The sequence below is a fragment of the Allosphingosinicella indica genome, from assembly GCF_900177405.1.
In the GTDB taxonomy this organism is placed as follows: Bacteria; Pseudomonadota; Alphaproteobacteria; order Sphingomonadales; family Sphingomonadaceae; genus Allosphingosinicella; species Allosphingosinicella indica.
The window spans coordinates 2,453,790-2,475,981 of sequence record NZ_LT840185.1; the positions used below are offsets into that span (position 1 = coordinate 2,453,790).

Here is a 22,192-nt window from a genome sequence, read left to right on the forward strand (position 1 = left end):
GGCGAGACGCGGGCCCTAGGTCCGATGGATGTCCGCCGGGTGATGGCCGCGCTGCCGCACCGCTACCCCATGCTCCTTGTCGATCGGGTCGAAAGCTTGATCGTCGATCAGTCGATCGCCGCGATCAAGGCGGTGACGATGAACGAGGAGTTCTTCCAGGGGCATTTCCCCGGCCGCCCGATCATGCCGGGCGTGTTGATCGTGGAGGCGCTGGCGCAGGCCGCCGGCGTTCTCGCGGTCGAAAGCCTCGGCCTCGCCGGTTCGGGCAAGCTCGTCTATTTCATGGCGATCGACGAGGCGAAGTTCCGCACGCCGGTCGAGCCGGGCTGCTTGCTCCGCCTTGAAGTCGCGTTCGTGCAGAAGCGCGCGACCGTCTGCAAATTCGCCGGGAAAGCCTTTGTCGACGGCAAGCTCGCCGCGCAGGCCAATTTCACGGCGATGATCGCCGACCCGCCGGCCTAAACCGCCGCGACCCAGGCGCCGTCGCGACGCTCGATCCTGAAAATGTCGCGTATCGCCGGGCCGGCCATGATGTCGGACGGCGCGCTATCGGCTGCGATCCCGCCGTCTTGCATCACCAGCATTCGCGTCGCGAAGACCTGCGCCTGATCGAGATCGTGAATGGCCATCAAAATGGCTTGGCCCGTCATCGTCCGCAGGAGATCGAACACACGAATCTGCCAGAGCGGATCGAGGTTCGCGATCGGCTCGTCGAGGAGAAGCAGGCGGGGGCGGCTGGCAAGCGCGCGGGCGATCAGCACGCGGCTGCGTTCTCCGGTCGACAGCCGATCGATGCGGCGGTCGAGCAGCGGGGCGAGATCGAGCGCGGCGACGAGATCGGAGATGTCCGCCGCCGCCCCGCCCAAAGCGATCACGTCGCGCGCCAGCAATGGCCATCGTATGTCCCGCCCGGCCGGGAGGTAGGACAGCAGCCGCGCCCGTTCGGCCTTGCCGACGGCGGCAGGGTCTGTGCCTTCGATCCGGACGCTGCCGTCTGGCTTGCCGACCCCGGCGATGGCGTGGAGCAGGCTGGTCTTGCCGCTGCCGTTCGGCCCGACGAGCGCGACCCGCTCGCCTGCTGCCAGCATCAGCGACGACGGCGCCAAACGGCCGGGCAGGGCGATGTCGCGGGCGTCTAGCAATTCGCTCACCGGCTGAGGCTCCAGCGCATATGGGCGACGAGCCAAAGGAAGAAGGGCGCGCCAAGGAGCGCAGTGACGACGCCGACGGGAAGCGTCCGACCCAGCGGCGCTAGGCGCACGACGAGATCGGCGGCGATGAGCAGCGCGCCGCCGATCGCGGCCGCCGGCAGGATAGCGCGCCCGGGATGTCCCCCGGTCAGCCGCCGTGCGAAGATGGGCGCGACGAGCCCGACGAAGCCGATCGCGCCGCACACCGCGACGCAGCCGCCGACGCCAAGCGCGGTGAGGCAGACGACCTTGAGCCGCAGCTTGCCGATGTCGTAACCCATCGATTGCGCCACCTCTTCACCCAAGGTGAGCGCGTCGAGCTGTGGCGCGACCCGGACCAGCAGCGCAAGCGTCAGCCCCGCCGGGATGGCAGCGAAGGCGAGCTGTTTCTGGCTGCGATCGACCATCGATCCCATCAGCCAGTCATAGGCGTCGTAGAAAGCGAACGGCGAGGGCGCGAGCGCCAAGGCGAGAATAGTGAGCGCACCCGCGAGCGCGCTGATGGCGAGGCCGGACAGGAGCAGCGTCGCGGTTTCGGCGCGCGGGCCTGCGAGCAGGATCAGCAACAGCAACGCGCCGAGTGCGCCGCCCATCGCCCCGCCCGAAAGCGCGAGCGGAGCGGTGAACCCGAACAGGTAAGCCGTGATGACCGCGCCGAGCGCGGCGCCGCTTGTCGTGCCGGTGAGATCGGGCGAGGCGAGGGGATTGGCGAACAGCGCCTGCACCGCCGCACCCGATGCCCCCAATGTAGCTCCGTAAACCAGGGCAAGCATCGTGCGCGGCAGGCGGAGTTCGGTGAGGACGGCGGCGGCCAGACCGGCATTCTCGGCATGAAGCCCGATCAGCGGCGAGGCCGGAAGAGCGAGCGAGAGCAACGCCAGCGCCGTGAGCGTGGCCAGAAGGACGACGGAAACACGCCGGCTCATCGCGCCACCTTCCGCAACCGTTCGACCTCGGCGATCATCGCGGGCCCCATGCAGGTCCAGCGCCGTCCGTCGGTCGGGATCACGCGCGCGCCGCCCGCCTTGCGCGCAAGCGGGTGGTTCAGCCAGCGCTGCTCGCCCGAATATTCGCCGGCACGATAGTCGCTGCGCAGCAGAACTTCCGGCGGCTTGCTGATGAGCTGTTCCAGCGTCACGCGATCGCTCGGAAGCGCGCGTTGGCGGAAGCCAGCCAGCGCCATCCATTCGCTTGCCAAACTGTTCGCGCCGACCGATCGTCCGCCGCCGCCAAGCCAGATCGTGTCCGGCTGCCGTTGCGGTGTACTGGCTTTGAGCATCGCGATCCGCGCAAGGAGGCGCTTGCCTTGCGGTTCGCGGCCCAGCGCCTTGGCGACGCGGCGGATGCTCGTTTCTATGTCGGCCATGCTGCCCGGATAGCCGAGATCGAGCGTCGGGATGCCCAGCGTCTCGGCGATGCGGACGCGATCGCGCGCGCCGCCGCCCATCGTCAGCACCAGATCGGGCTTCAGGGGTGCGACCGAGAGCAAGCTGCCGTCGTTGCGGCGGAAGCGCGCCGCCTGCCGCCAGAGCGGCGATTCCGCCTTGCTTTGCGACAGGTGCGTCACCGACGCGATCTGCTCCGGCGCGGCGATCATCAGCAGCAGCTCGTCGGTGCAGAGGTTGAGCGACGCCACGCGCTGCGGCGCCGCGCCAACCTCCGCACCGAAGGCCAGGCTAAGCGCCGAAGCGAAGACGAAGGCCCGCATGAACCGCACGTCCCGGCGTCGCATAGCCGACGACATCCTGATAGTCGGCATCGAACGCATTCTCGATCCGCCCGAAGGCCTCGATCGCCGACGTGAGGCGATAGGCGGCGCGGAAGCCGACCAGCGCATAGTCGCCCAGCATGACCGTCGCGGCCGGGAACAGGTCGAAATCGGTGTCGCGCCGCTTGCCGACATACGCGACCGACCCACCCAGGGTCAGGGGACCGGCCTCATAGTCGAACGCCGCATTGGCGCTGTGCCGGGGACGACGCACCTCGCGCAGGCGCGGCGTGCCGGCGACCTGCTGATCCTTTGCGTCGAGCCAGGTGTAGTTCGCGCTCAGCCGCAATCCGTCGATTGGAGTGAGTGCGCCTGCCAGCTCGACGCCCCGGCGCTTGCTGATCCCGGTGGCATTCGCCGCCGACGACAGGAAGGTCGTCGAATCGAACGTGCCGACGATCTCGTCGCGCAGCCGCGCATCGAAGGCGGTCACCGACAGCGCCGCGCGCTCGCTCTGCCAGCGCAGGCCCAGCTCGAACTCGCGCGATCGTTCCGGGATCAGGTCCGGATTGCCGACGAAGCTGCCGGGGAAGAAGCCATAGAGATCGAAGAAGGTCGGCTGCGCGATACCCTCTCCATAGGAACCGGCGATCGCGAAGCCGCCGCCCAGCCGCGCAAGCGCACCGGCGCGGAACGTCGTCTCGTCGGCGAAGCGGTTGAAGTCGTCATGGCGCACCGCGAGGTCGGTGGTCAGCACGTCGCCCCAGTCGGCGCGCCATTCGCCGACGAAGGCGGTGCGGCCGCGCGTCCGGTCCTGATCGGTGAAGCCGCCGAACTCCTGGTCGCGCGCCTTGAAGCTCTCGTCCTCGCGCTCGACGAGCGCGATGAGGCTGTGGCGGGTGCCGCCGAGATCGAGCCGCCGCTCGAGCTTGCCGGAGACCGCGAACCGGTCGCCGAAGCTGCGGTTGAGTGGCACATCGCCATCGAAATTGCGGTTGGCGCTGCCGAGATACTGGCCATCGACCGTGAAGCGCCACGGCGTGCCGGGATCGGTGCCCAGCGTCGCCCAGACGCGCACTGCGCCCGTCCTGGTCGTCGAATTATCGTCGGTGTCGGCGCGGAGGAAAGTCAGCGGGTCGGTGCCGTCGAACTCCGCATAGGCATCGACATAGCGCGCCGCGACGCCGAATTCGGCATTCTCCGCGGGCCGCGCGACACCCTTGAGGCCGATGGTCGTGTTGCCGTAGCCATCGCGGTCGCCGCCGCCGCCGCCGAGGATGTCGATGCCGTCGCTTTCCTGCCGCGATACGGTGAGGGTCGCACCCCCGCGCTCGCCGCCCGCTGCGACCGTACCAGCGAGACGCAGACTGTCGCGGCTGCCATATTCGCCGAGGCCCGAGATGCTGAGGCCGGGCGCCGCATCGGGCGTCTCCAGCGCGATGACGCCGCCGATCGCTTCGGAACCCCACAAGGCCGATTGCGGCCCGCGCACCACCTCGATCCGACCGATACCATCGGCGGTCAGCGTCTCGAACCGCGCCTCATTGCCCGCGGCGGGATCGGTAAAGCGGATGCCGTCGATGAACAGCAGGCTGTGGTTCGCCTCGGCGCCGCGGATGCGGACCTGCGCCTGGCTGCCGCGCGCGCCGGTCTGCGCGACCGACACGCCGGGGACGAGCCGGAGCAGATCGATGGTCTGCGCTTCGCCCAGCGCATCGACGCGGCGGGCGTCGATCACGGTGGCGCTGGCAGGGCTGTTCGCCTCATCGACCGGGGTCAGCGAAGCGGTGACGAGAATTTCGGCGGATGCGGCGTTGGCCGCGAGTAACAAGAGCAGAGACATCATTTCCTCCATAAGACGACACACGGGTCGTCTCGGAGGAAAGGCACGCCTCTCCACATGCGTACGGCTGGTCCCGGCCGGGCATGGACGACCGGCGAGGGCAGGTCTCCTGGCTCGCGGATCACCGCCCGTTCCCCGCCTTGCCGGTGCCGCCGAAATCGGCTGCGCCGGTGGCATAGAGGGGAGGGGCTCACCGCTTACAGTTGCGGGCACAGCGCCGGTATTCCACCGGCTTCCCTTTTCACCGCCGTTTCGGGCGGCACCTTCGCCTGGGTCGCCCGCTAGGCTGGGGGTTCAGGCTTGTCAACTCGGGGGACGGACGCTAAGGCGCGGCCTCCTTTTCAGGCTGGTCGGAAACCAGCCGCCACATCAGGAATTTGCGACATGAAGGCCGATACCCACCCCGACTATCACATGATCAAGGTGCAGATGACCGACGGCACCGTGTTCGAGACGCGCTCCACCTGGGGCAGCGAGGGCGACACGCTGCAGCTCGACATCGATCCCAAGGTCCACCCGGCGTGGACCGGCGGCACCCGCCTGGTCGAAAAGGGCGGTCAGGTCGCGCGCTTTAACAAGCGCTTCGGCGGTCTCAGCCTCGGCAAGAAATAAGCGTTGGGCGGCGGGAACGGCGTTCCGGTCCTTGCGACCGAACGCCTGATCCTGCGCGCGCCCGAAGCCGGCGATCTCGATGCCTCCGCCGCAATGTGGGGGAATGAGGAGGTCGTGCGCTACGTCGGCGGCAAGCCGTCGACCCGCGAAGAGACCTGGGCGCGTATCCTCCGCGCCCACGGCCTCTGGTCGCTGCTCGGCTACGGCTATTGGGCGGTGACCGAGCGGGTAAGCGGACGCTTCGTCGGTGACGTCGGTTTCGCCGATTTCCACCGCGCGATCGAACCGTCGATCGACGGCATCCCCGAAATGGGTTGGGTGCTTGACGTTTGGAGCCACGGACGCGGCTATGCGGGCGAGGCGGTTGCCGCCGCGCTGCAATGGGCGGACGAAATACTCAAGGCGCCGCTGACTGCCTGCATCATCGCGCCCGAGAATGCGGCCTCGATCCGCGTTGCCGATCGCGCCGGTTTCCGGCGCTTTGCCGCGGGCGAATACAGGTCCGCGCCGACGTTGATTTTTCACAGAAAATGGCTCGTCGCCTAAAATCGTTGAGGGTGAGGAACAAATCGCCCGCCTGACGCGTCTCTGCCTCATCCACGGCCGAAGGAGTTTGTCGGCCGAACGAATGGTAGAGGAGGAAGTATAATGGGCCTGATTCTCGCTTTGATCATCGGCGGTGTCATCGGCTGGCTTGCCAGCATCGTGATGCGCACCGACGCCCAGCAGGGCATCATCCTCAACGTGGTTGTCGGCATTGTCGGTTCGCTGCTCGGCAGCTTCCTGCTCGGGCCGCTGCTCGGCGGTGGCAACATCATGAGCGGTGCGCTCGACGTCCGCACGCTGCTCGTTGCGTTCCTGGGTGCGGTGATCCTGCTCGCGATCGTCAATCTCTTCCGTCGCGGCAGCGTGCGCTAAGCACCCGCCACGATCAGTAGGCGTATCGGCCCCGGATGCAGCAATGCGTCCGGGGCTTTCGCTTATCTAACGATCGTCTTCGCCCAGCCGCGGGCTGCGCCGATCGGCCACCTGCCGTTTGCCGTCGATCACGATCGGCGAAGCGAGGCCGGGGAGGGGGGCGGGAAGCTGCATCCCGCGCGCCACCACCTGTGGATCGGCGAACACCGCGTCCACCGGATTGATCGGGCCGGCCGGGATACCGGCGCGCTCCAGCTTCTCCGACAGCGCGATCCGCCCGAACCGCCGCGTCGCGGCTTCCAGCGTGGCGATAAGTTCGACACGGTTGGCGACGCGCCCCGCATTGGCGCGATAGCGATCGTCATCTGCCAGGCCCGCGAGCCCCAAGATCGCGCACAGCCGCTGGAATTGCCGATCATTGCCGACGGCGATGATCACTTCGCCGTCCGACGTCGGAAACGCCTGATAGGGAACCAGGTTGGCGTGGCCGTTGCCCATCCGGCCCGGCACCTTGCCCGAGGTCATCCAGTTCAGCGCCTGATTGGCGAGCACCGCGACCTGGCAGTCGAGCAGTGCCATGTCGATATGCGCGCCTTTGCCGGTGCGGTCGCGCTCGCGCAGCGCCGCGAGGATCGCGACGGTGGAATAGAGGCCGGTGAAAATGTCGGCATAAGCGACGCCGGCTTTCTGCGGCGCGCCGTCCGGCTCACCGGTCAGCGACATCGCGCCGCCCATGCCCTGGATGATGAAATCGTAACCGGCACGATTGGCATAGGGCCCGGTCTGGCCGAAACCGGTGATCGAGCAATAGACGAGGCCGGGGTTGATGGCTGCCAGCGCGGCATGGTCGAGCCCGTATTTGGCCAGCCCGCCGACCTTGAAATTCTCGATCAGCACGTCGGACGATGCTGCCAGCGCGCGGATCTGCGCCTGGCCGCTCTCGCTGTCCATATCGACCGTGATCGATTTCTTGCCGCGGTTGCAGGCGTGGAAATAGGCTGCGTCTCGCGGCTCGCCTTCGGGGCCGGTAACGAACGGCGGACCCCAATGGCGCGTATCGTCGCCCGCGCCTGGCCGCTCGACCTTGATCACCTCGGCGCCGAGATCGGCCAGAAGCTGCCCCGCCCACGGCCCCGCGAGGATGCGCGCGAGCTCGAGCACCTTCAGCCCGGCAAGCGGCTTGTCCACTAGAAGGCCGCGATCCCGGTGATCGCGCGGCCGAGGATCAGGCCATGGACGTCGTGCGTGCCCTCATAAGTGTTCACCGTCTCGAGGTTCGCGGCATGGCGCATCACCTGGAATTCGGCGCTGATGCCGTTGCCGCCGTGCATGTCGCGGGCGATGCGGGCGATATCCAGCGCCTTGCCGCAATTGTTGCGCTTGATGAGGCTGATCGTCTCGGGAATCAGCACGCCTTCGTCCATCCGCCGGCCGACGCGCAGCGCCGCCTGCAGGCCGAGCGAGATGTCGGTGAGCATGTTGGCGAGCTTCATCTGGACGAGCTGGGTCGCGGCGAGCGGGCGACCGAACTGCTTGCGATCGAGCGTGTAGAGCCGCGCGGCGTGGAAGCAGGCCTCCGCCGCGCCCATCGAGCCCCAGGCGATGCCGTAGCGCGCCCGGTTGAGGCAGCCGAACGGGCCCTTCAGCCCCTCGACATTGGGAAGCAGATTTTCCTCGGGAATCTCCACCCCGTCCATCACGATCTCGCCGGTGATCGAGGCGCGGAGCGAGAGCTTCTCCTTCACCTTCGGCGCGGTCAGGCCCTTCATGCCCTTTTCGAGCACGAAGCCCTTGATCTTGCCGTCATGCGCCTCGGACTTCGCCCACACCACGAAGACGTCGGCGATCGGCGAGTTGGTGATCCACATCTTGGCGCCCGAAAGGCGGTAGCCGCCGTCGATCTTCTGCGCGCGGGTGCGCATCGATCCCGGATCGGAGCCCGCGTCCGGCTCGGTTAGGCCGAAGCAGCCGACCCATTCGCCGCTTGCGAGCTTGGGAAGATATTTCTTGCGCTGCTCCTCGGTCCCATAGGCGTTGATCGGGTGCATCACGAGGCTCGACTGAACCGACATCGCCGATCGGTAGCCGCTGTCGACCCGCTCCACCGCGCGGGCAATCAGGCCGTAGGAAACGTAGCCGAGCCCGGCGCCGCCATATTCCGGCGCGATCGTCGCGCCGATGAGGCCTAGCGCGCCGAGCTCATTCATGATCTCGCGGTCGAAATCCTCGTTGAGATAGGCCTTGGTCACCCGCGGTTGCAGCTTCTCCTGCGCATAGCCTTCGGCCGTGTCGCGGACCATCCGCTCCTCGTCGGTGAGCTGCGCATCGAGCCCGAACGGATCGGCCCAGTCGAAGGAAGTGATGCGGGGTTCGGTCATTCTGTCCTCTGCGAAGGCGACGGGAAACGGCCACGAAAAAGGCCGCGCCTCCTCTGCGTCATCAGGCGGGGAATGTCTACTCGTCGGCGGCGAAGCCGAAGCCGAGCAATTCCTCCGGCTTCTGCCCCGCGCGCGCCGTCTCCATGAGCGCCAGCGCGGCCGCCGATCCCTTGGGATGATGGGTGCTGGCGGCGATCGGCGCGAGCACGCCCTCGGCCGCCCGGAACTCGCCGCGGAGCATCAGGAGTTGCGCGGCCTGCAACCCAATTTCCGTCACCTGCGGCGCCAGGCTGTGCGCCAGCATCAGGATGTTGCGCGTATTCACCGAGGCATAATCGGGCTCGAGGGACAGCGCTTCGGCGTAGCGGTAGAGCGTCGGGAAATGATTCCCGTCCGCCTTGTGCGCCCGTGCGAACCAGGTCCGCGCTTTTGCATACTCAGCCTTACGCGCGGCTTCGTCCTGCCGCCCCGCGCGGAGATGGCGCATGCCCTTCAGATATAGCAACTCGGCATCCTCGGCGCGGACCGCGAGCAGGCGGTCGAGCAGCCGGTCCGCGTCGGTGCCGTCACCGTACAAGGCTTCGGCCTGGGCGAGCAGCCGGAGCGACAGCTCGTCCTCCCGCTTGCCGACCGCGCGTTTGACCCGGCCGCGCAGCGCCGCCTGCTGCTTTTCGGGAACGGCGGAGCGCATCGCCGCCTGGAGCAGCGGATAATCGCCGATGGCTAGCGTCGGCGTCGCGACCTTGGCCTCGGCGCGGCTCTGCCAGACGAGGCGTCGGTAAGCGATGCCCGCCTTGGCATAAGTGCGCAGCCTCGCGTCGAGTTCGGACGATGGAAACCCGAATATCTCTGCGAACGCCTTGCGGCCATCCTCGCCCTTGGCCAGCGCCGTCATATATTTCGGCGTCGCCGCGCGCCGGGCATCGTCGTTCATCAGATAGTGAACCAGCAGCCAACTTTGCGCATAGAGCCGCATGGCGTCGTCCGCCCGCGCCTTCCGGTCGCTGCCGAACATCATATGCTCGAACGGCAGCCAGTCGCGCTGATTGAGCAGCCACAGCGCGCGCTCCGCATTGTAGCGGCCGATGTCCACCTCGCCGTCGCGGAAATCGACGGTCATCAGATATTCCGCAAACCCCTCGACGTACCATTTGGGGTAACCGGCTGGAAAATATTGCAGCATGAAATGATGGACATATTCGTGGAACAGGGTGTCGTTCCGGAAGATGCGATAGCGATCGGTCGTCCGGTCCACGAACGCCGCGATCCCGTCCGGCGTGGCGGAATAGAAGCCCGCAACAATTCCCGGGACAGGGCGGATGATCTGCATCTTGCTATTGTCCGGCGCGAAATAGACCGGCAGCCGGTTGGCGGGCGGCCCCGACGAAATGCCGGTCAGCATCCGCAGCAGCGCGTCGAAATCTTCCAGCGCCCGGGCCCGCTCCGCGATCTGCTTCTCCGACATGTCGCCGTAGAGAATGAAGTTCGCCGTCTCGGCCCGCCGCCACGCCGCATCCGCGGGGATGGCCGCCAACATAAGCGCCGCCCCCAGCACCCCCTTTAAACCAGACATAACCCCTCCGTTGCAAAGGGTTGTGTCCGATTTCAGGCGCGATGAAAAGGTCTGGCGGAAGAGGTGGGATTCGAACCCACGGTGAGCGTGAACCCACGGCGGTTTTCAAGACCGCTGCCTTAAACCACTCGGCCACTCTTCCCCGAACGGCGCCGCCTTATCCCGCCCGCGACCACCCGTGCAAGCGGCGCGGCGGAACCGGCTGCACCGCCTCGGCGCTTGCGTCATAAGGCGAAAGCAGGGAAGGGGAGGGTCATGCGTATCTGGAAAGCCGTCACCATCGCCGCCGCGCTGTGCTTTGCGCCCGCGGCCGGGAGCGCCGTGCAGGCGCAGGTCTATACCGAGGAGGGGTTCCGCGCCTATCTGCCGCAGCTACGCGCGCAGGCGGAGCGCGAGGGCGTCAGCCAGCGGACCTTGGCAAGTGCCTTCGCCTCGCTGCAGTTCAGCCCGCGCACCATCGAGCTCGACCGAGCGCAGCCGGGCGGAACGGCCGGCTACAGCGCGATCCCACCGTTCGCGCCCTACAAAGCGCGGCACGTCAATGCGGCGTTGATCAGCCGCGGCCGATCGCGCTTCGACGGACACCTCGCCAACCTCCGCGCGATCGAGCGGCGCTACGGCGTTCCACCTTCGATCGTGATGGCGATCTGGGGGCACGAGACGAGTTACGGCGCGGTCACGGGCGATTTCGATCTGCTCAACTCACTCGCCAGCCTGTCCTATGAAGGCCGACGCCGCGATCTCTTCTCCAGCGAGTTCGTCGCCGCATTGAAGATGATCGACCGGGGTGTGCCGCGCAGCCAGCTCAAGGGAAGCTGGGCGGGCGCCACTGGCTATCCGCAGTTCCTGCCGTCGGTCTATCTGCGGCTCGCGGTCGACGGCGACGGCGACGGCAAGATCGACATCTGGAACAGCCAGGACGATGCGCTGGCGTCGATCGCCAATTATCTCTCCAATGCCGGATGGAAGCCCAATGTCCCCTGGGGCATCGAGGTGCGCGTGCCCGCGGGCATCGATCGCAGCCAACTCGCCAATCGGCTCCAGGCGCCGCGCTGTGGCCGCGTCCATGAGCGTCACAGCCGCTGGATGACGGTCGGCGAGTTCCGCCGCATGGGCATCTCCGGCGCTGGCCTGCCCGACAGCGAGATGGTGAGCCTGCTCGAGCCCGACGGCCCCGGCCAGCCGGCATATCTGCTGACCACCAACTACCGTACCATCCTCGATTACAATTGCTCGAACTTCTACGCGCTTTCAGTCGGACTTCTCGCCGATGCGGTGCGCCGCTGACGCTACTGGCGGCGGCTGAATCGAGCCGTTAAGATGCGGCCTGACCGCCGCCTATCGTTGCAAGGATATGTTTCAATCATGATGCGCAAGTCGCTGATTTCGCTCTTCATCGCTACCGCGCTGACGCTGCCTGCCTCGGCCGCTGCGCCGCCGTTCGAGACGCCCGCGCCCGTCGCCTACATCAAGGATCTGTCGTCGGGCGCGGTGCTCTACGCCAAGGATGCGGACCGGCGCATGCCGCCGGCCTCGATGGCGAAGATCATGACCGTCGATGTCGCCTTCGATCTAATCAAGAAGGGCGAGCTCAGCCTCGACAAGATGTGCACCGTGCGGCCGGAGACCTGGCAGCAATGGCACGGGCCGCAAGCCGGCTCGACGATGTTCCTCTCGCCCGGCGAGCAGGTCAGCGTCCGCAACCTGCTGCACGGCATCGTCACGCTCTCGGGCAACGACGCATCGGTGGTGCTGGCGGAATGTATCGCGGGCACCGAGCCTGCGTTCGTCGCGCTGATGAACGCGCAGGCCAAGCGGCTCGGCATGGCGAACAGCCACTTCGGCAATCCGGTCGGCTGGCCGGATGGAGGTGTGACCTATACGACCGCGCGGGACCTCGGCACGCTGGCGACCGCAACGATCGAGAATTTCCCGGCGCTCTACAAGGAATTCTACCAGCAGAACGAATTCACCTGGGGCAAGACGCTCGGCTCCAACCAGCCGATCACCCAGGGCAATCGCAACCCGATCCTCGGCAAGGTCGCGGGCGCCGACGGGCTCAAGACCGGCCACACGCAGGAGGCGGGTTATGGCTTCACCGGATCGGCCATCCAGGACGGCCGCCGTCTGGTTATGGTGATGGCGGGGCTGACCAGCTTCAACCAGCGGATCGGCGAATCGACCAATTTCATGAACTGGGGCTTCCGCGCGTGGCAGTCGAAGCCGCTGTTCGCCGCCGGCAAGGAAGTGGGCAAGGCCAAGGTGCAATTGGGTGACGCGGGCGAAGTCGGCCTCGTCGCGCCGCGCGATCTCGCGGTGACGCTCCCTGCGGGCACTGCCGGCGCGATGCGGGTGAAGGTCGTTTACGACGGCCCCATCAAGGCGCCGATCAAGAAGGGACAGCATATCGCCAACCTGGTCGTCACGACGGGCGACACCCCGCCGCAGACGATGCCGCTAGTCGCAGCGGCGGCGGTGGACGAGGCGGGTTTCTTCGGCCGGATCCGGGCGGGCCTCGCCTCGCTCTTCGCCTGAGGTGGGCGGGCCGGCCGCACGCGGGCGGTTCATCACGCTCGAAGGCGGCGAGGGCGTCGGCAAATCCACCCAGGCCCGCGCTCTGGCAGAGGCACTCCGCGCGCGAGGCCATGACGTCATCGAGACACGCGAGCCCGGCGGCAGTCCTGGCGCGGAAGCGATCCGCAAGCTGCTGCTGGAGGGGGCGGATGATCGCTGGTCGGCGCGCAGCGAGGCCTTGCTGTTCGCCGCGGCCCGCGCCGATCATGTCGAGCGGACGATCCGCCCTGCACTGGAGCGCGGCGCATGGGTGGTGTGCGATCGCTTCCTCGACAGTTCGCTTGCCTACCAGGGCGGCGCGGGCGGGATCGGTCCGAACGCCATACGTCGGCTCCATGCGATCGGCTCGGACGGTCTGCTGCCGGACCGGACACTCCTGCTGACGTTGCCCGAGGTCGAGACGATGGAGCGGCTTGCGAGACGCGATGCCGCGGGCGCCGACCGGATCGGCGGCAAGGATGCCGCATTCCACCGCGCCGTCGCCGATGCCTTCGCGCGGATCGCCGAGGCGGAGCCGCAGCGTGTGCGCCGCGTCGACGCGCTCGGCACGCCCGGAGAGGTGACCCGAAGGCTGCTCGCGGCCATAGCGGACCTCGATCGGTGACGCCGCTGTTCGGCCATGACGAGGCGGTTGCCGCTTTCCGCGATGCGCTTGCGGGCGGGCGCTTGCACCACGCCTGGCTGATCACCGGCCCGGAAGGGATCGGCAAGGCGACATTCGCCGACAAGGCGGCGCTGCGCGTACTCGCCGAAGGCGCCGGGCTCGCTGCGGCGACGCCCGGCATCGACGTGCCCGACGATCACGCCTCCGCACGGCTTGTCGCCGCGGGCAGCCATCCCGATCATGTCCGGCTGGAGCGGCTGGTGAAGGACAGCGGCGCCGATCTGGCGCGCAGCATTTCCGTCGATCAGGTGCGCCGGCTGCAACGGCTGTTCGCGCGCAGCGGATCGCAGTCGTTATGGCGGACGGTGGTGATCGACTCGGTCGACGATCTCCAACGCGAAGGCGCTAACGCGCTGCTCAAGAATCTAGAGGAGCCGCCACCACACAGCTTGTTCCTGCTCGTCAGCCATGCGCCCGAGCGGCTGCTGCCGACGATCCGCTCGCGCTGCCGCGTGCTGCGGCTGAAGCCGCTGGACGATCACGCCATGACGGCGGCGCTTCGTGCGGCGCTTCCGGAAGCCGACGACCATGAAATCGCGGAATTGCGCGCCGCAGGGCAGGGGCGGCCGGGCACCGCAATCGCGTTTCAGGGGCTCGACATCGCCGCGCTCGATCGTGCGATGCTGGAGATCGCGTCGAGCGGCGATCGCACCAATGCACAACGATCGGCTCTGGCACGCAGCCTTTCCGGCAAGGCGGCACAGGCGCGGTACGAGGCTCTGCTGGCGCGGCTCCCCTCGCTGATCGCCACCGCAGCGCGCGCGCGGCGTGGGCCGGCGCTTGCCGAGGCGCTCGGCTTGTGGGAAAGGGCGCGCGACCTGGCCGGGAGCGCGACGCGCCTCTCGCTCGATCCCGAGAGCACCGTCTTCGAGCTGGCCGGAATGCTGGCGGCGCTCGCCCCAGCCCGAAGAGCAGCCTGACGCCGATGGCCGAGCCTTTCTACATCACCACCGCGATCAATTATCCCAATGGGCGGCCGCATATTGGCCACGCTTATGAGGCGATCGCCGCCGATGCCATCGCGCGATTCCACCGGATGATGGGGCGCGACGTCTTCTTCCTTACGGGCACCGACGAGCATGGCCTGAAGATGGCGCAGACGGCGCGCGACCGCGGCATCGCCCCGGCAGAGCTCGCGGAGGAAATGTCGTCCTATTTCCGCGAGATGGACGCGAAACTGAACATCTCGCATGATCGTTTCATTCGCACCACCGAAACCGACCACCATGCCGCGAGCCAGGCCATCTGGCGCGCGATGGAGGCGCGCGGCGACATCTACCTCGGCCGCTACGAAGGCTGGTATTCGGTCCGCGACGAAGCCTTTTACGACGAGAAGGAGCTGACCGAAGGGGAGAGCGGCGCCCGCCTGTCGCCGCAGGGCACGCCGGTAGAATGGACCGTCGAGGAAAGTTGGTTCTTCCGTCTGTCGAAATATCAGGAGCCGCTGCTCGCGCATTATCGCGACAACCCCGATTTCATCCGCCCGGAAAGCCGCCGCAACGAAGTGCTGCGTTTCGTCGAAGGCGGGCTGGCGGATCTCTCGATTTCGCGCACCAGCTTCGACTGGGGAGTCAAGGTTCCGGGTAGCGACGATCATGTCATGTATGTCTGGGTCGATGCGCTGACCAACTATCTGACCGGCGTCGGTTATCCCGATACGTCAGGTAAGTACGAGACATATTGGCCGGCCGATCTCCACCTCATCGGCAAGGATATCGTTCGCTTCCACACCGTTTACTGGCCCGCATTCCTCATGTCGGCCGGCCTGCCGTTACCCAAATCTGTGTTCGGCCACGGCTTCCTGCTCCACCGCGGCGAAAAGATGTCCAAGTCGGTCGGCAACGTCGTCGACCCGATGACGATCGCCGATCTCTTCGGTGTCGATCCGCTACGCTATTTCCTGCTCCGCGAGGTCAGCTTCGGCCAGGACGGCAGCTATAGCGCCGACGCGATCGTCACCCGCGTCAATGCCGATCTCGCCAACAGCTTCGGCAACCTCGCCCAGCGCACCCTGTCGTTCATCGCCAAGAATTGCGGCGGCGTACTGCCGCAGGGCGGGCGAGAGGAGGCGGCGGACGCAGAGCTGCTCGCTCTGGTACGCGATGTCACCACCAATGCTTTCCCCACGCAGTTCGCTGCGTTGTCGCTCTCGCAGGCGGTTGAAGCTTGGCTTGGTGCCGTATTCGCCTGCAACCAGTATATCGATGCGCAGGCGCCTTGGGCGTTGCGCAAGACCGATCCCGATCGGATGAACGCGGTGCTCGAGACCCTGGTGCGCGCGATTCGCGATCTTGCCATCGCCATCCAGCCGGTGATCCCGGCATCGGCGGCGCGGCTGCTCGATCAGCTCGGCATCGCCGAGGATGCGCGCGATTTCGCCGCACTCGCCGATGCCCATTGGTATGCGCGGGACTTCACGCTGGCGCCGCCGACCCCCATCTTCCCACGGCTCGAAATGCCCATGGAAGACTGATGTTCGTCGATAGCCACTGCCACCTCAACTATAAGGGCCTGGTCGAGGATCAGCCCGGCGTGCTGGCGCGTGCGCGTGCCGCGGGCGTCGAGACGATGCTCAACATCGCGACGCGCGAAAGCGAATGGGACGCGGTGATCGGCATCGCCGAGCGCGAGGCGGACGTCTTCGCCTCGGTCGGCATCCACCCGCACGAGGCGGACCAGCATCCTGATGTCGATACCGCTACGCTCGTCGCGCGCGCGGCGCATCCCAAGGTTATCGGCATCGGTGAGAGCGGGCTCGATTATTATTACGACAAGTCCGATCGCGGCCGCCAGCAGGCGAGCTTCCGCGCGCACATCGCCGCGGCGCGCGAGACCGGCCTGCCGCTCATCGTCCACACCCGCGATGCCGAGGAAGATACCGCTGCGATCCTGGACGAAGAAATGGGGAAGGGCGCCTTCACCGGCGTCCTCCACTGCTTCACCGGGTCGCTCGATCTGGCGCAAAAGGGCATGGCCCTCGGACTCTACGTATCGATCTCGGGCATCGTGACCTTCAAGAATGCCAAGGACTTGCAATCGGTTGCGCAGGCGATCCCGCAGGACCGGCTGTTGATCGAGACTGATTCCCCATTTCTCGCGCCGGTGCCGCATCGCGGGCGCCCGTGCGAGCCGGGCTATGTCGCCGACACCGCGCGCTTTCTGGCTGACCTCCGCGGCGAAAGCCTGGAGGCGATGGCCGCCGCGACCACGCGCAACTTCCATGATCTGTTCACCAAGGCCGGGGCGTGAAGCTCCGGATATTGGGCTGCGGTACATCGTCGGGCGTTCCCCGTATCGGCACCGAATGGGGCGATTGCGATCCGGCCGAGCCGCGCAATCGCCGACGCCGCGTCTCCATTCTCGTCGAGTATGAAGGAACGCGGATCCTCGTCGACACCAGCCCGGACCTTCGCGAGCAGCTTCTCGACGCCGATGTCGCGCATCTCGACGGGGTGATCTGGACCCACGATCATGCCGACCACTGCCACGGCATCGACGATCTGCGTGCGGTCTTCCACGTGCGCGGCAACGCGCTGCCCGGCTATGCGCGGCCCGAAACACTGGCGAGCCTGACGGCGCGCTTCACCTACGCCTTTGCCGGCATCGGCGGCTATCCCCCGATGCTCGACGGGCGGGATCTTGGCGATTGCATCGACATCGGCGGCATCGCGGTTCGCGCGGTCGATCAGCCGCATGGCGACATCCTGTCGACCGGATTGCGCTTCGAAGCCGCGGGTGTGGCTATCGGTTATTCCACCGATTGCAATGTCTTGACCGACGAGATGCGCGATCTGTTCGAAGGGGTGGACGCGTGGATTGTCGGCGCGCTCCGCCGTCAGCCACACCCGTCGCATGCGAGCCTTGCCGAAGCGCTCGAATGGATTTCCGCTATCCGGCCCAAAAGGGCTATCCTCACGCACATGGATCATTCGATGGATTACGCGCGCCTGGTCGCGGAACTGCCGCCCGGCATCGAGCCCGGTTATGACGGATTGGAGATCTTGTTGTGAAAGACGGCGATCAGGCCGCCAATTTCCTCTGGTTGCTTGCCGCGATCGTGCTGGTCGGCAGCAGCCTTTTCAGCCGCAGATTACCGTTCGGCAGCGTGCTTAAGATGCTGCTGAGTTGGGTGCTGATCTTCGGTGCGGCATTTATCATCTTCACGATGAAGGACGATTTCGCCGATCTCGGCCGGCGGCTGCTCACCGATGTCCGCGGCGATGCGACGCCCGTCGCCGGCGCGGGACAGGAAATCCGCATCCGCCAAGCGCTTGACGGTCATTTCTGGGTCGATGGCACGCTCAACGGACAGAAGGTGCGCTTCCTGGTCGACAGCGGCGCGACCACAACGAGCATCTCGACCGAAACGGCCAAGCGTGCCGGCGTCAGCGCGCGCGGCGGATTGCCTGCATTGGTGCAGACCGCCAACGGCATCGTGACCGTGCAGCGTGGCCGCGCGGAAAGCCTCGTCGTCGGCGACATCCGGCGCGAAAACCTCGCAGTGCACATGTCGGACGCGTTCGGCGACATGAACGTCTTGGGCATGAACTTCCTGTCGTCGCTGTCGGGATGGGGCGTCGAGGGACGCTGGCTCATCCTCAAGCCATGAAGCGCCCCATCAATCCGTCACAACTTTACATAATGTATATTATCGGACTTATAGATGCGTGACCCGGAGCAGCCCCCGGTTGGCCGGGGCATCGATCGATTGGCGGCGATCATGGCACGGCTCCGCGATCCCGATGGCGGCTGCCCGTGGGACATCGAACAGGATTTCGCGAGCATTGCGCCTTACACGATTGAGGAAGCCTATGAGGTCGCCGACGCCATCGCGCGCGGCGATATGGCGGATCTCAAGGATGAGCTCGGCGATCTCCAGCTCCAGGTCGTCTATCATGCGCAGATTGCGGCCGAGCGCGGCGCGTTCACGCTTGATGACGTCATGGCGGCGATTTCCGACAAGATGGTCCGCCGCCATCCGCACGTCTTCGGCGATGCGCCGTCGCCCGGCTGGGAAGCGCTCAAGGCCGCAGAGCGCGGCACGCGTGACGACACGAGCGCGCTGGCCGGCGTCGCCCTGGCGCTGCCGGCGCTCAAACGTGCGGAGAAGCTCCAGAAGCGCGCCGCCCGCGTCGGCTTCGACTGGCCCGATGCCGACGGCCCGCGCGCCAAGATCGCCGAGGAAATGGACGAGATCGACCGCGCCGCAAGCGACGACGAGCGCGCTGCCGAGCTCGGCGACCTTCTTTTCTCGGTCGTCAACTTCGCACGCCATCTGAACATCGATCCAGAAGCCGCGCTGCGCGGCGCCGCGGAACGGTTCGAGACGCGGTTCCGCAAGGTCGAACAGCTTGCCGGCGCGCCGCTCTCGGACATGGCGATCGAGGCGATGGAAGCGCTCTGGCAGCAGGCGAAACGCGAAACCTAGAGGAAATGCTTGGTGAACCGCTCCCACGCGGGATCGGAGAGCCGCACCTCATAGTCCGCCTCAAGCCCTTCGGGCGTCACGCGCAGCACCTCGCCATTGGCATGTAACCAGGCGATCGCCTCGCCCGCATCGGCCGGTAGCCGAATGGCGCGGAGCCGGTTGCCCTCGCCAAGCTGCGTCGAGATCCGGCGGACGAGATCCTCGACCCCTTCTCCGCTGAGCGCGGAGAGCAGAACGACATCCTCGCGCCGTGCCGCTTCCGCCGCAGCATGTTCGGCGTCTTCCGGCGCTAGCGCATCGCGCTTGTTCCACGCTTCGATCCGGGGTGTGCCCCCTTCCCCCGCCACAACGCCGATGTCGCTCAGCACCTGCTCGACGTCCTGGCGCTGCGCGTCGCTGTCGGGATGGGCGATGTCGCGGACGTGGACGATGAGATCGGCCGAGGTCACTTCCTCGAGCGTGGCGCGAAAGGCTGCGACGAGCTGGGTCGGGAGATCGGAGATGAACCCCACCGTGTCCGACAGGATCGCCTTGTCGAAGCCCGGCAATGCAAACTCGCGCATCGTCGGGTCGAGCGTCGCAAACAGCAGATCTTCGGCCATCACCGAAGCGCGCGTCAGTCGATTGAAAAGCGTGGACTTTCCGGCGTTGGTATAGCCGACGAGCGCGACCACCGGCCACGGCGCCTTTTGCCGCCGCGCGCGGTGCAGCGATCGCGTCCGCGTAACTTGCTCGAGCTCGCGCCGGATCTTCGCCATCCGGTCGCGGATCATCCGCCTGTCAGCCTCGATCTGCGTTTCGCCCGGGCCGCCGAGGAAACCGAAGCCGCCGCGCTGCCGCTCGAGGTGGGTCCAGGATCGGACCAGCCGCCCCGCCTGATAATCGAGATGCGCAAGCTCGACTTGCAGCCGCCCTTCCGCCGTCGCCGCCCGCTCGCCGAAGATTTCGAGGATCAGCCCGGTCCGGTCGATCACCTTCGCCTTGGTCGCATCCTCCAGATTCTTCTGCTGCACCGGCGTGATCGCGGCATCGACGATGACGAGCTCGGCCTCCGCCGCGCGCGCGGCATCGGCGATCTGCTCGACCTGCCCCGATCCGAACAGCGTCGCGGGTTTCGGCGCGCGCACCTTGTAAGCCAGCTTGTCGGTAACGACGACGCCGATCGCTTCGGCGAGGCCCGCTGCCTCCTCGAGCCGCGCATCCTGATCGCGCCGCGCCTCGCCGCCCAGATCGGGCAGCGCGACGACGGCGCGGGCGCCGCGGCTCACTTCGGCATCGCTGTCGCGGTTGAAGACGCTCAGACGTCGTTCTCCGACTCTTCGTCTTCGTAGAAACTGACCGGCCGATCCGGCTGCACCGTCGATATCGCATGTTTGTAGACGAGCTGCGACAGCCCATCGCGGTTGAGCAGCATGCAGAAAAGGTCGAACGCTGTGATCTCGCCCTGCAGCATCACGCCGTTGACGAGGAACATCGTCACCGGCTCCTCCGAGCGGCGGACCGCGCCGAGGAAGACCTCCTGCAGCAGCGTCGGCTTCTTCTTCTCCAGCGATTCCGCGAAGGCACGCTGGATATCGGCGAGGTCGATCGGCTGCGCCGGCATGATGGTCGATATGGCATGTTTGTAGACGAGCTGCGCCTGCCCTTCCCGGCGCAGCAGCACCGAGAAATTGTCGAACCAGGTGATGATGCCCTGCAGCTTGACGCCCTTCACCAGGAACATGGTGACCGGCATCTTCGATCGCCTGAGGCTGTTCAGGAAAATGTCCTGGAGGTTGTTGACCTTATCGGCCATTTCTCTCTCTCCTTATTGGCGGGGCTAGTGCCCGCGGTGGACCCTAAACGCGCGTCCTGGGGGAAGACCGGAGTCGTCCCGCGCCGCGCCATAGCATGATCGGGGGACGCACGCGATAATCAAGGCTGCTCATCCCCCTTGCTGTCGGCGATCCCAAGCGCCTTGAGCTTCCGGTGCAGCGCCGAGCGCTCCATGCCGATGAAGGTCGCGGTGCGCGAGATATTGCCCGAGAAGCGGCGGATCTGGACGCGCAGATATTCGCGCTCAAAGGTCTCGCGTGCTTCGCGGAGCGGCGTCCCCATGATCGCCTTTACCGCCTCGCCGGGACTGAGCTGCGCCTGCTCGTTGAGAATTTCGGGCGGGAGCATGTCGACGTCGATGCTCGCCATCCGCTCGCCGGGCGCGAGGATGATCGTTCGCTCGACGACGTTGCGGAGCTGGCGGACATTCCCCGGCCAATCATAGGCCTGCAGCGCGGCATTGGCATCGTGCGAGATCGTCGGGGTCGGCACCCGCTGCTCGGACGCGTAGCGCGCGGTGAAATGCGCTACGAGCTCCGGAATGTCTTCTCGCCGTTCGGAGAGCGGCGGGATATGCACCGGGACCACGTTCAGCCGGTAGAACAGATCCTCGCGGAAACGCCCGTCGGCGATCTCCTCGGCGAGCTGGCGCGCGGTCGATGAGACGACGCGCATGTCGACCTTCACGGTACGCTGGCCACCGACCCGAACGAAGCTCTGATCGGTCAGCACGCGAAGGATCTTGGCTTGCGCCGGCAAGGGCATATCGGCAATCTCGTCGAGGAAGAGCGTGCCGCCGTGCGCCTGTTCGAGCAGGCCGGGCCGTGCAAGCTCGCCCCCCTCCTCGACGCCGAACAATTCCTCTTCGACGCGCTCCGGAGTCATGCGCGCCGCAGAGACGACGATGAACGGCCCCTTCGCGCGCGGGCTCCAGGCGTGGAGCAGCCGCGCCGCGACTTCCTTGCCGACGCCCGCGGGGCCGGTGATCAGCACGCGGCTTCCCGTCCCAGCCACGCGCTTCAACGTCGCGCGCACCGCGTTGATCGCGCTCGACGATCCGGTGAGCTCGGTCTCCTGGCCGATCTGCGCCTTCAGGCTCTCATTTTCGCGCCGCAGCCGGTCGGTCTCGGTCGCACGGCCGACGAGATGGAGCAGATGACCCGCCTCGAACGGCTTTTCGATGAAATCGACCGCGCCCTGGCGGATGGCGGCGACGGCGGTGTCGAGATTGCCATGGCCCGAGATCATTAGCACCGGTAGCGTCGGATCGCGACGCTTGATCTCCTCCAGCAGTTGCAGCCCGTCGAGCTTCGATCCCTGCAGCCACACGTCGAGCAGGACCAGCGAGGGCCGCCGGTCGGCCAGCGCGGCGAGCGCGCCGGTGCTGTCGGCTGCATCGCGGGTCGCATAGCCCTCGTCCTCCAGCACGCCCGCGACCAGCTCGCGGATGTCCCGCTCATCGTCGACAACAAGAATATCTAAAGCCATG

23 protein-coding genes, 1 tRNA gene and 1 riboswitch are annotated in these 22,192 nt (G+C 66.7%); of the genes, 13 read left to right on the forward strand and 11 right to left on the reverse strand.

The annotated features are described in order from the left end of the window. Positions 1-24 precede the first annotated feature (24 nt). Positions 25-462 (forward strand): 3-hydroxyacyl-ACP dehydratase FabZ, encoded by a 438-nt coding sequence (gene fabZ / locus B9N75_RS12150; RefSeq protein ID WP_244552346.1) that lies wholly within the window; start codon positions 25-27, stop codon positions 460-462. Here the strand turns inward: fabZ and B9N75_RS12155 are convergent. The 4 genes from B9N75_RS12155 to B9N75_RS12170 are packed head-to-tail and all read right to left on the reverse strand — an operon-like array spanning position 459 to position 4,744. After that, positions 459-1,151, reverse strand: a complete 693-nt coding sequence (locus B9N75_RS12155; protein ID WP_085219032.1) for an ABC transporter ATP-binding protein — start codon at positions 1,149-1,151, stop codon at positions 459-461. The genes fabZ and B9N75_RS12155 overlap by 4 nt on opposite strands. Next, positions 1,148-2,116, reverse strand: a complete 969-nt coding sequence (locus B9N75_RS12160; protein ID WP_085219033.1) for a FecCD family ABC transporter permease — start codon at positions 2,114-2,116, stop codon at positions 1,148-1,150. The genes B9N75_RS12155 and B9N75_RS12160 overlap by 4 nt, the downstream gene beginning before the upstream one ends. Beyond that, the gene (locus B9N75_RS12165) at positions 2,113-2,898 is read right to left on the reverse strand and encodes an ABC transporter substrate-binding protein (protein ID WP_172840882.1); all 786 of its coding nucleotides are present in this window, start codon (positions 2,896-2,898) and stop codon (positions 2,113-2,115) included. Before B9N75_RS12165 ends, B9N75_RS12160 begins: the two co-directional genes overlap by 4 nt. Continuing rightward, complete coding sequence (locus B9N75_RS12170; RefSeq protein ID WP_172840883.1) at positions 2,867-4,744, reverse strand: TonB-dependent receptor plug domain-containing protein; 1,878 nt, start codon at positions 4,742-4,744, stop codon at positions 2,867-2,869. The genes B9N75_RS12165 and B9N75_RS12170 overlap by 32 nt, the downstream gene beginning before the upstream one ends. Before the next feature lie 79 nt (positions 4,745-4,823). Next, positions 4,824-5,023: riboswitch (cobalamin riboswitch) on the reverse strand. A 102-nt stretch (positions 5,024-5,125) separates the two neighbouring features. Here B9N75_RS12170 and rpmE point away from each other — a divergent pair. The 3 genes from rpmE (at position 5,126) to B9N75_RS12185 (ending at position 6,271) form a co-directional block, all read left to right on the forward strand. Then, complete coding sequence (rpmE, locus tag B9N75_RS12175; RefSeq protein WP_085219036.1) at positions 5,126-5,353, forward strand: 50S ribosomal protein L31; 228 nt, start codon at positions 5,126-5,128, stop codon at positions 5,351-5,353. 3 nt (positions 5,354-5,356) lie between these two features. Further along, on the forward strand, positions 5,357-5,899 hold the full coding sequence (locus B9N75_RS12180) for a GNAT family N-acetyltransferase (protein WP_085219037.1): 543 nt from the start codon (positions 5,357-5,359) through the stop codon (positions 5,897-5,899). A gap of 102 nt (positions 5,900-6,001) precedes the next feature. Further along, positions 6,002-6,271, forward strand: coding sequence for a GlsB/YeaQ/YmgE family stress response membrane protein (locus tag B9N75_RS12185; protein WP_085219038.1), 270 nt, complete (start codon positions 6,002-6,004; stop codon positions 6,269-6,271). A gap of 66 nt (positions 6,272-6,337) precedes the next feature. Here the strand turns inward: B9N75_RS12185 and B9N75_RS12190 are convergent, their stop codons facing one another. From B9N75_RS12190 to B9N75_RS12205, 4 genes are all read right to left on the reverse strand, one after another. Then, positions 6,338-7,459 (reverse strand): CaiB/BaiF CoA transferase family protein, encoded by a 1,122-nt coding sequence (locus B9N75_RS12190; protein ID WP_085219039.1) that lies wholly within the window; start codon positions 7,457-7,459, stop codon positions 6,338-6,340. Further along, positions 7,459-8,649, reverse strand: a complete 1,191-nt coding sequence (locus B9N75_RS12195; RefSeq protein WP_085219040.1) for an acyl-CoA dehydrogenase — start codon at positions 8,647-8,649, stop codon at positions 7,459-7,461. Before B9N75_RS12195 ends, B9N75_RS12190 begins: the two co-directional genes overlap by 1 nt. 76 nt (positions 8,650-8,725) lie before the next feature. After that, the gene (locus B9N75_RS12200) at positions 8,726-10,222 is read right to left on the reverse strand and encodes a tetratricopeptide repeat protein (protein WP_157123823.1); all 1,497 of its coding nucleotides are present in this window, start codon (positions 10,220-10,222) and stop codon (positions 8,726-8,728) included. Between the two features lie 52 nt (positions 10,223-10,274). Next, positions 10,275-10,364, reverse strand: a tRNA-Ser gene (locus tag B9N75_RS12205). 113 nt (positions 10,365-10,477) lie between these two features. Between B9N75_RS12205 and B9N75_RS12210 the strand changes: the two genes are divergently transcribed. The 9 genes from B9N75_RS12210 to mazG all read left to right on the forward strand — a co-directional run bounded on the left by B9N75_RS12210 (position 10,478) and on the right by mazG (position 18,888). Next, on the forward strand, positions 10,478-11,509 hold the full coding sequence (locus B9N75_RS12210) for a lytic murein transglycosylase (RefSeq protein ID WP_085219042.1): 1,032 nt from the start codon (positions 10,478-10,480) through the stop codon (positions 11,507-11,509). Between the two features lie 81 nt (positions 11,510-11,590). Then, positions 11,591-12,757, forward strand: coding sequence for a D-alanyl-D-alanine carboxypeptidase family protein (locus B9N75_RS12215; RefSeq protein ID WP_085219657.1), 1,167 nt, complete (start codon positions 11,591-11,593; stop codon positions 12,755-12,757). 1 nt (position 12,758) lies between these two features. Continuing rightward, positions 12,759-13,400 (forward strand): dTMP kinase, encoded by a 642-nt coding sequence (gene tmk / locus B9N75_RS12220; RefSeq protein WP_085219043.1) that lies wholly within the window; start codon positions 12,759-12,761, stop codon positions 13,398-13,400. Next, complete coding sequence (locus tag B9N75_RS12225; RefSeq protein ID WP_085219044.1) at positions 13,397-14,380, forward strand: DNA polymerase III subunit delta'; 984 nt, start codon at positions 13,397-13,399, stop codon at positions 14,378-14,380. The genes tmk and B9N75_RS12225 overlap by 4 nt, the downstream gene beginning before the upstream one ends. Positions 14,381-14,385: 5 nt before the next feature. Beyond that, the gene (metG, locus tag B9N75_RS12230; protein ID WP_085219045.1) at positions 14,386-15,933 is read left to right on the forward strand and encodes a methionine--tRNA ligase; all 1,548 of its coding nucleotides are present in this window, start codon (positions 14,386-14,388) and stop codon (positions 15,931-15,933) included. After that, positions 15,933-16,709, forward strand: a complete 777-nt coding sequence (locus tag B9N75_RS12235; protein ID WP_085219046.1) for a TatD family hydrolase — start codon at positions 15,933-15,935, stop codon at positions 16,707-16,709. Before metG ends, B9N75_RS12235 begins: the two co-directional genes overlap by 1 nt. After that, a complete protein-coding gene (locus tag B9N75_RS12240) occupies positions 16,706-17,470 on the forward strand; it encodes an MBL fold metallo-hydrolase (protein WP_085219047.1) in 765 nt (254 codons plus the stop codon). The genes B9N75_RS12235 and B9N75_RS12240 overlap by 4 nt, the downstream gene beginning before the upstream one ends. After that, positions 17,467-18,069, forward strand: coding sequence for a retropepsin-like aspartic protease family protein (locus B9N75_RS12245; protein WP_085219048.1), 603 nt, complete (start codon positions 17,467-17,469; stop codon positions 18,067-18,069). Before B9N75_RS12240 ends, B9N75_RS12245 begins: the two co-directional genes overlap by 4 nt. A gap of 54 nt (positions 18,070-18,123) precedes the next feature. Beyond that, positions 18,124-18,888 carry a nucleoside triphosphate pyrophosphohydrolase gene (gene mazG / locus B9N75_RS12250; RefSeq protein ID WP_085219049.1) on the forward strand — a complete coding sequence of 255 codons (765 nt, stop codon included), beginning with the start codon at positions 18,124-18,126 and terminating at the stop codon, positions 18,886-18,888. Here mazG and hflX read toward each other — a convergent pair. The 3 genes from hflX to ntrX form a co-directional block, all read right to left on the reverse strand. Further along, the gene (gene hflX, locus B9N75_RS12255; protein ID WP_085219050.1) at positions 18,885-20,189 is read right to left on the reverse strand and encodes a GTPase HflX; all 1,305 of its coding nucleotides are present in this window, start codon (positions 20,187-20,189) and stop codon (positions 18,885-18,887) included. The genes mazG and hflX overlap by 4 nt on opposite strands. Next, on the reverse strand, positions 20,186-20,683 hold the full coding sequence (gene hfq / locus B9N75_RS12260) for an RNA chaperone Hfq (RefSeq protein WP_085219051.1): 498 nt from the start codon (positions 20,681-20,683) through the stop codon (positions 20,186-20,188). Before hfq ends, hflX begins: the two co-directional genes overlap by 4 nt. A 119-nt stretch (positions 20,684-20,802) precedes the next feature. After that, positions 20,803-22,191 (reverse strand): nitrogen assimilation response regulator NtrX, encoded by a 1,389-nt coding sequence (gene ntrX / locus B9N75_RS12265; RefSeq protein ID WP_085219052.1) that lies wholly within the window; start codon positions 22,189-22,191, stop codon positions 20,803-20,805. Position 22,192: the final 1 nt, after the last annotated feature.

Excerpts from the sequence above, each read along its gene's own strand:
- fabZ (WP_244552346.1), top strand. The coding sequence starts at position 25 with ATGGATGTCCGCCGGGTGATGGCCGCGCTGCCGCACCGCTACCCCATG.
- B9N75_RS12160 (WP_085219033.1), bottom strand. The coding sequence starts at position 2,116 with ATGAGCCGGCGTGTTTCCGTCGTCCTTCTGGCCACGCTCACGGCGCTG.
- B9N75_RS12165 (WP_172840882.1), bottom strand. The coding sequence starts at position 2,898 with ATGCGGGCCTTCGTCTTCGCTTCGGCGCTTAGCCTGGCCTTCGGTGCG.
- B9N75_RS12170 (WP_172840883.1), bottom strand. The coding sequence starts at position 4,744 with ATGATGTCTCTGCTCTTGTTACTCGCGGCCAACGCCGCATCCGCCGAA.
- rpmE (WP_085219036.1), top strand. The coding sequence starts at position 5,126 with ATGAAGGCCGATACCCACCCCGACTATCACATGATCAAGGTGCAGATG.
- B9N75_RS12185 (WP_085219038.1), top strand. The coding sequence starts at position 6,002 with ATGGGCCTGATTCTCGCTTTGATCATCGGCGGTGTCATCGGCTGGCTT.
- B9N75_RS12195 (WP_085219040.1), bottom strand. The coding sequence starts at position 8,649 with ATGACCGAACCCCGCATCACTTCCTTCGACTGGGCCGATCCGTTCGGG.
- B9N75_RS12200 (WP_157123823.1), bottom strand. The coding sequence starts at position 10,222 with ATGTCTGGTTTAAAGGGGGTGCTGGGGGCGGCGCTTATGTTGGCGGCC.
- B9N75_RS12210 (WP_085219042.1), top strand. The coding sequence starts at position 10,478 with ATGCGTATCTGGAAAGCCGTCACCATCGCCGCCGCGCTGTGCTTTGCG.
- B9N75_RS12215 (WP_085219657.1), top strand. The coding sequence starts at position 11,591 with ATGCGCAAGTCGCTGATTTCGCTCTTCATCGCTACCGCGCTGACGCTG.
- metG (WP_085219045.1), top strand. The coding sequence starts at position 14,386 with ATGGCCGAGCCTTTCTACATCACCACCGCGATCAATTATCCCAATGGG.
- B9N75_RS12235 (WP_085219046.1), top strand. The coding sequence starts at position 15,933 with ATGTTCGTCGATAGCCACTGCCACCTCAACTATAAGGGCCTGGTCGAG.
- mazG (WP_085219049.1), top strand. The coding sequence starts at position 18,124 with ATGCGTGACCCGGAGCAGCCCCCGGTTGGCCGGGGCATCGATCGATTG.
- hfq (WP_085219051.1), bottom strand. The coding sequence starts at position 20,683 with ATGGCCGATAAGGTCAACAACCTCCAGGACATTTTCCTGAACAGCCTC.
- ntrX (WP_085219052.1), bottom strand. The coding sequence starts at position 22,191 with ATGGCTTTAGATATTCTTGTTGTCGACGATGAGCGGGACATCCGCGAG.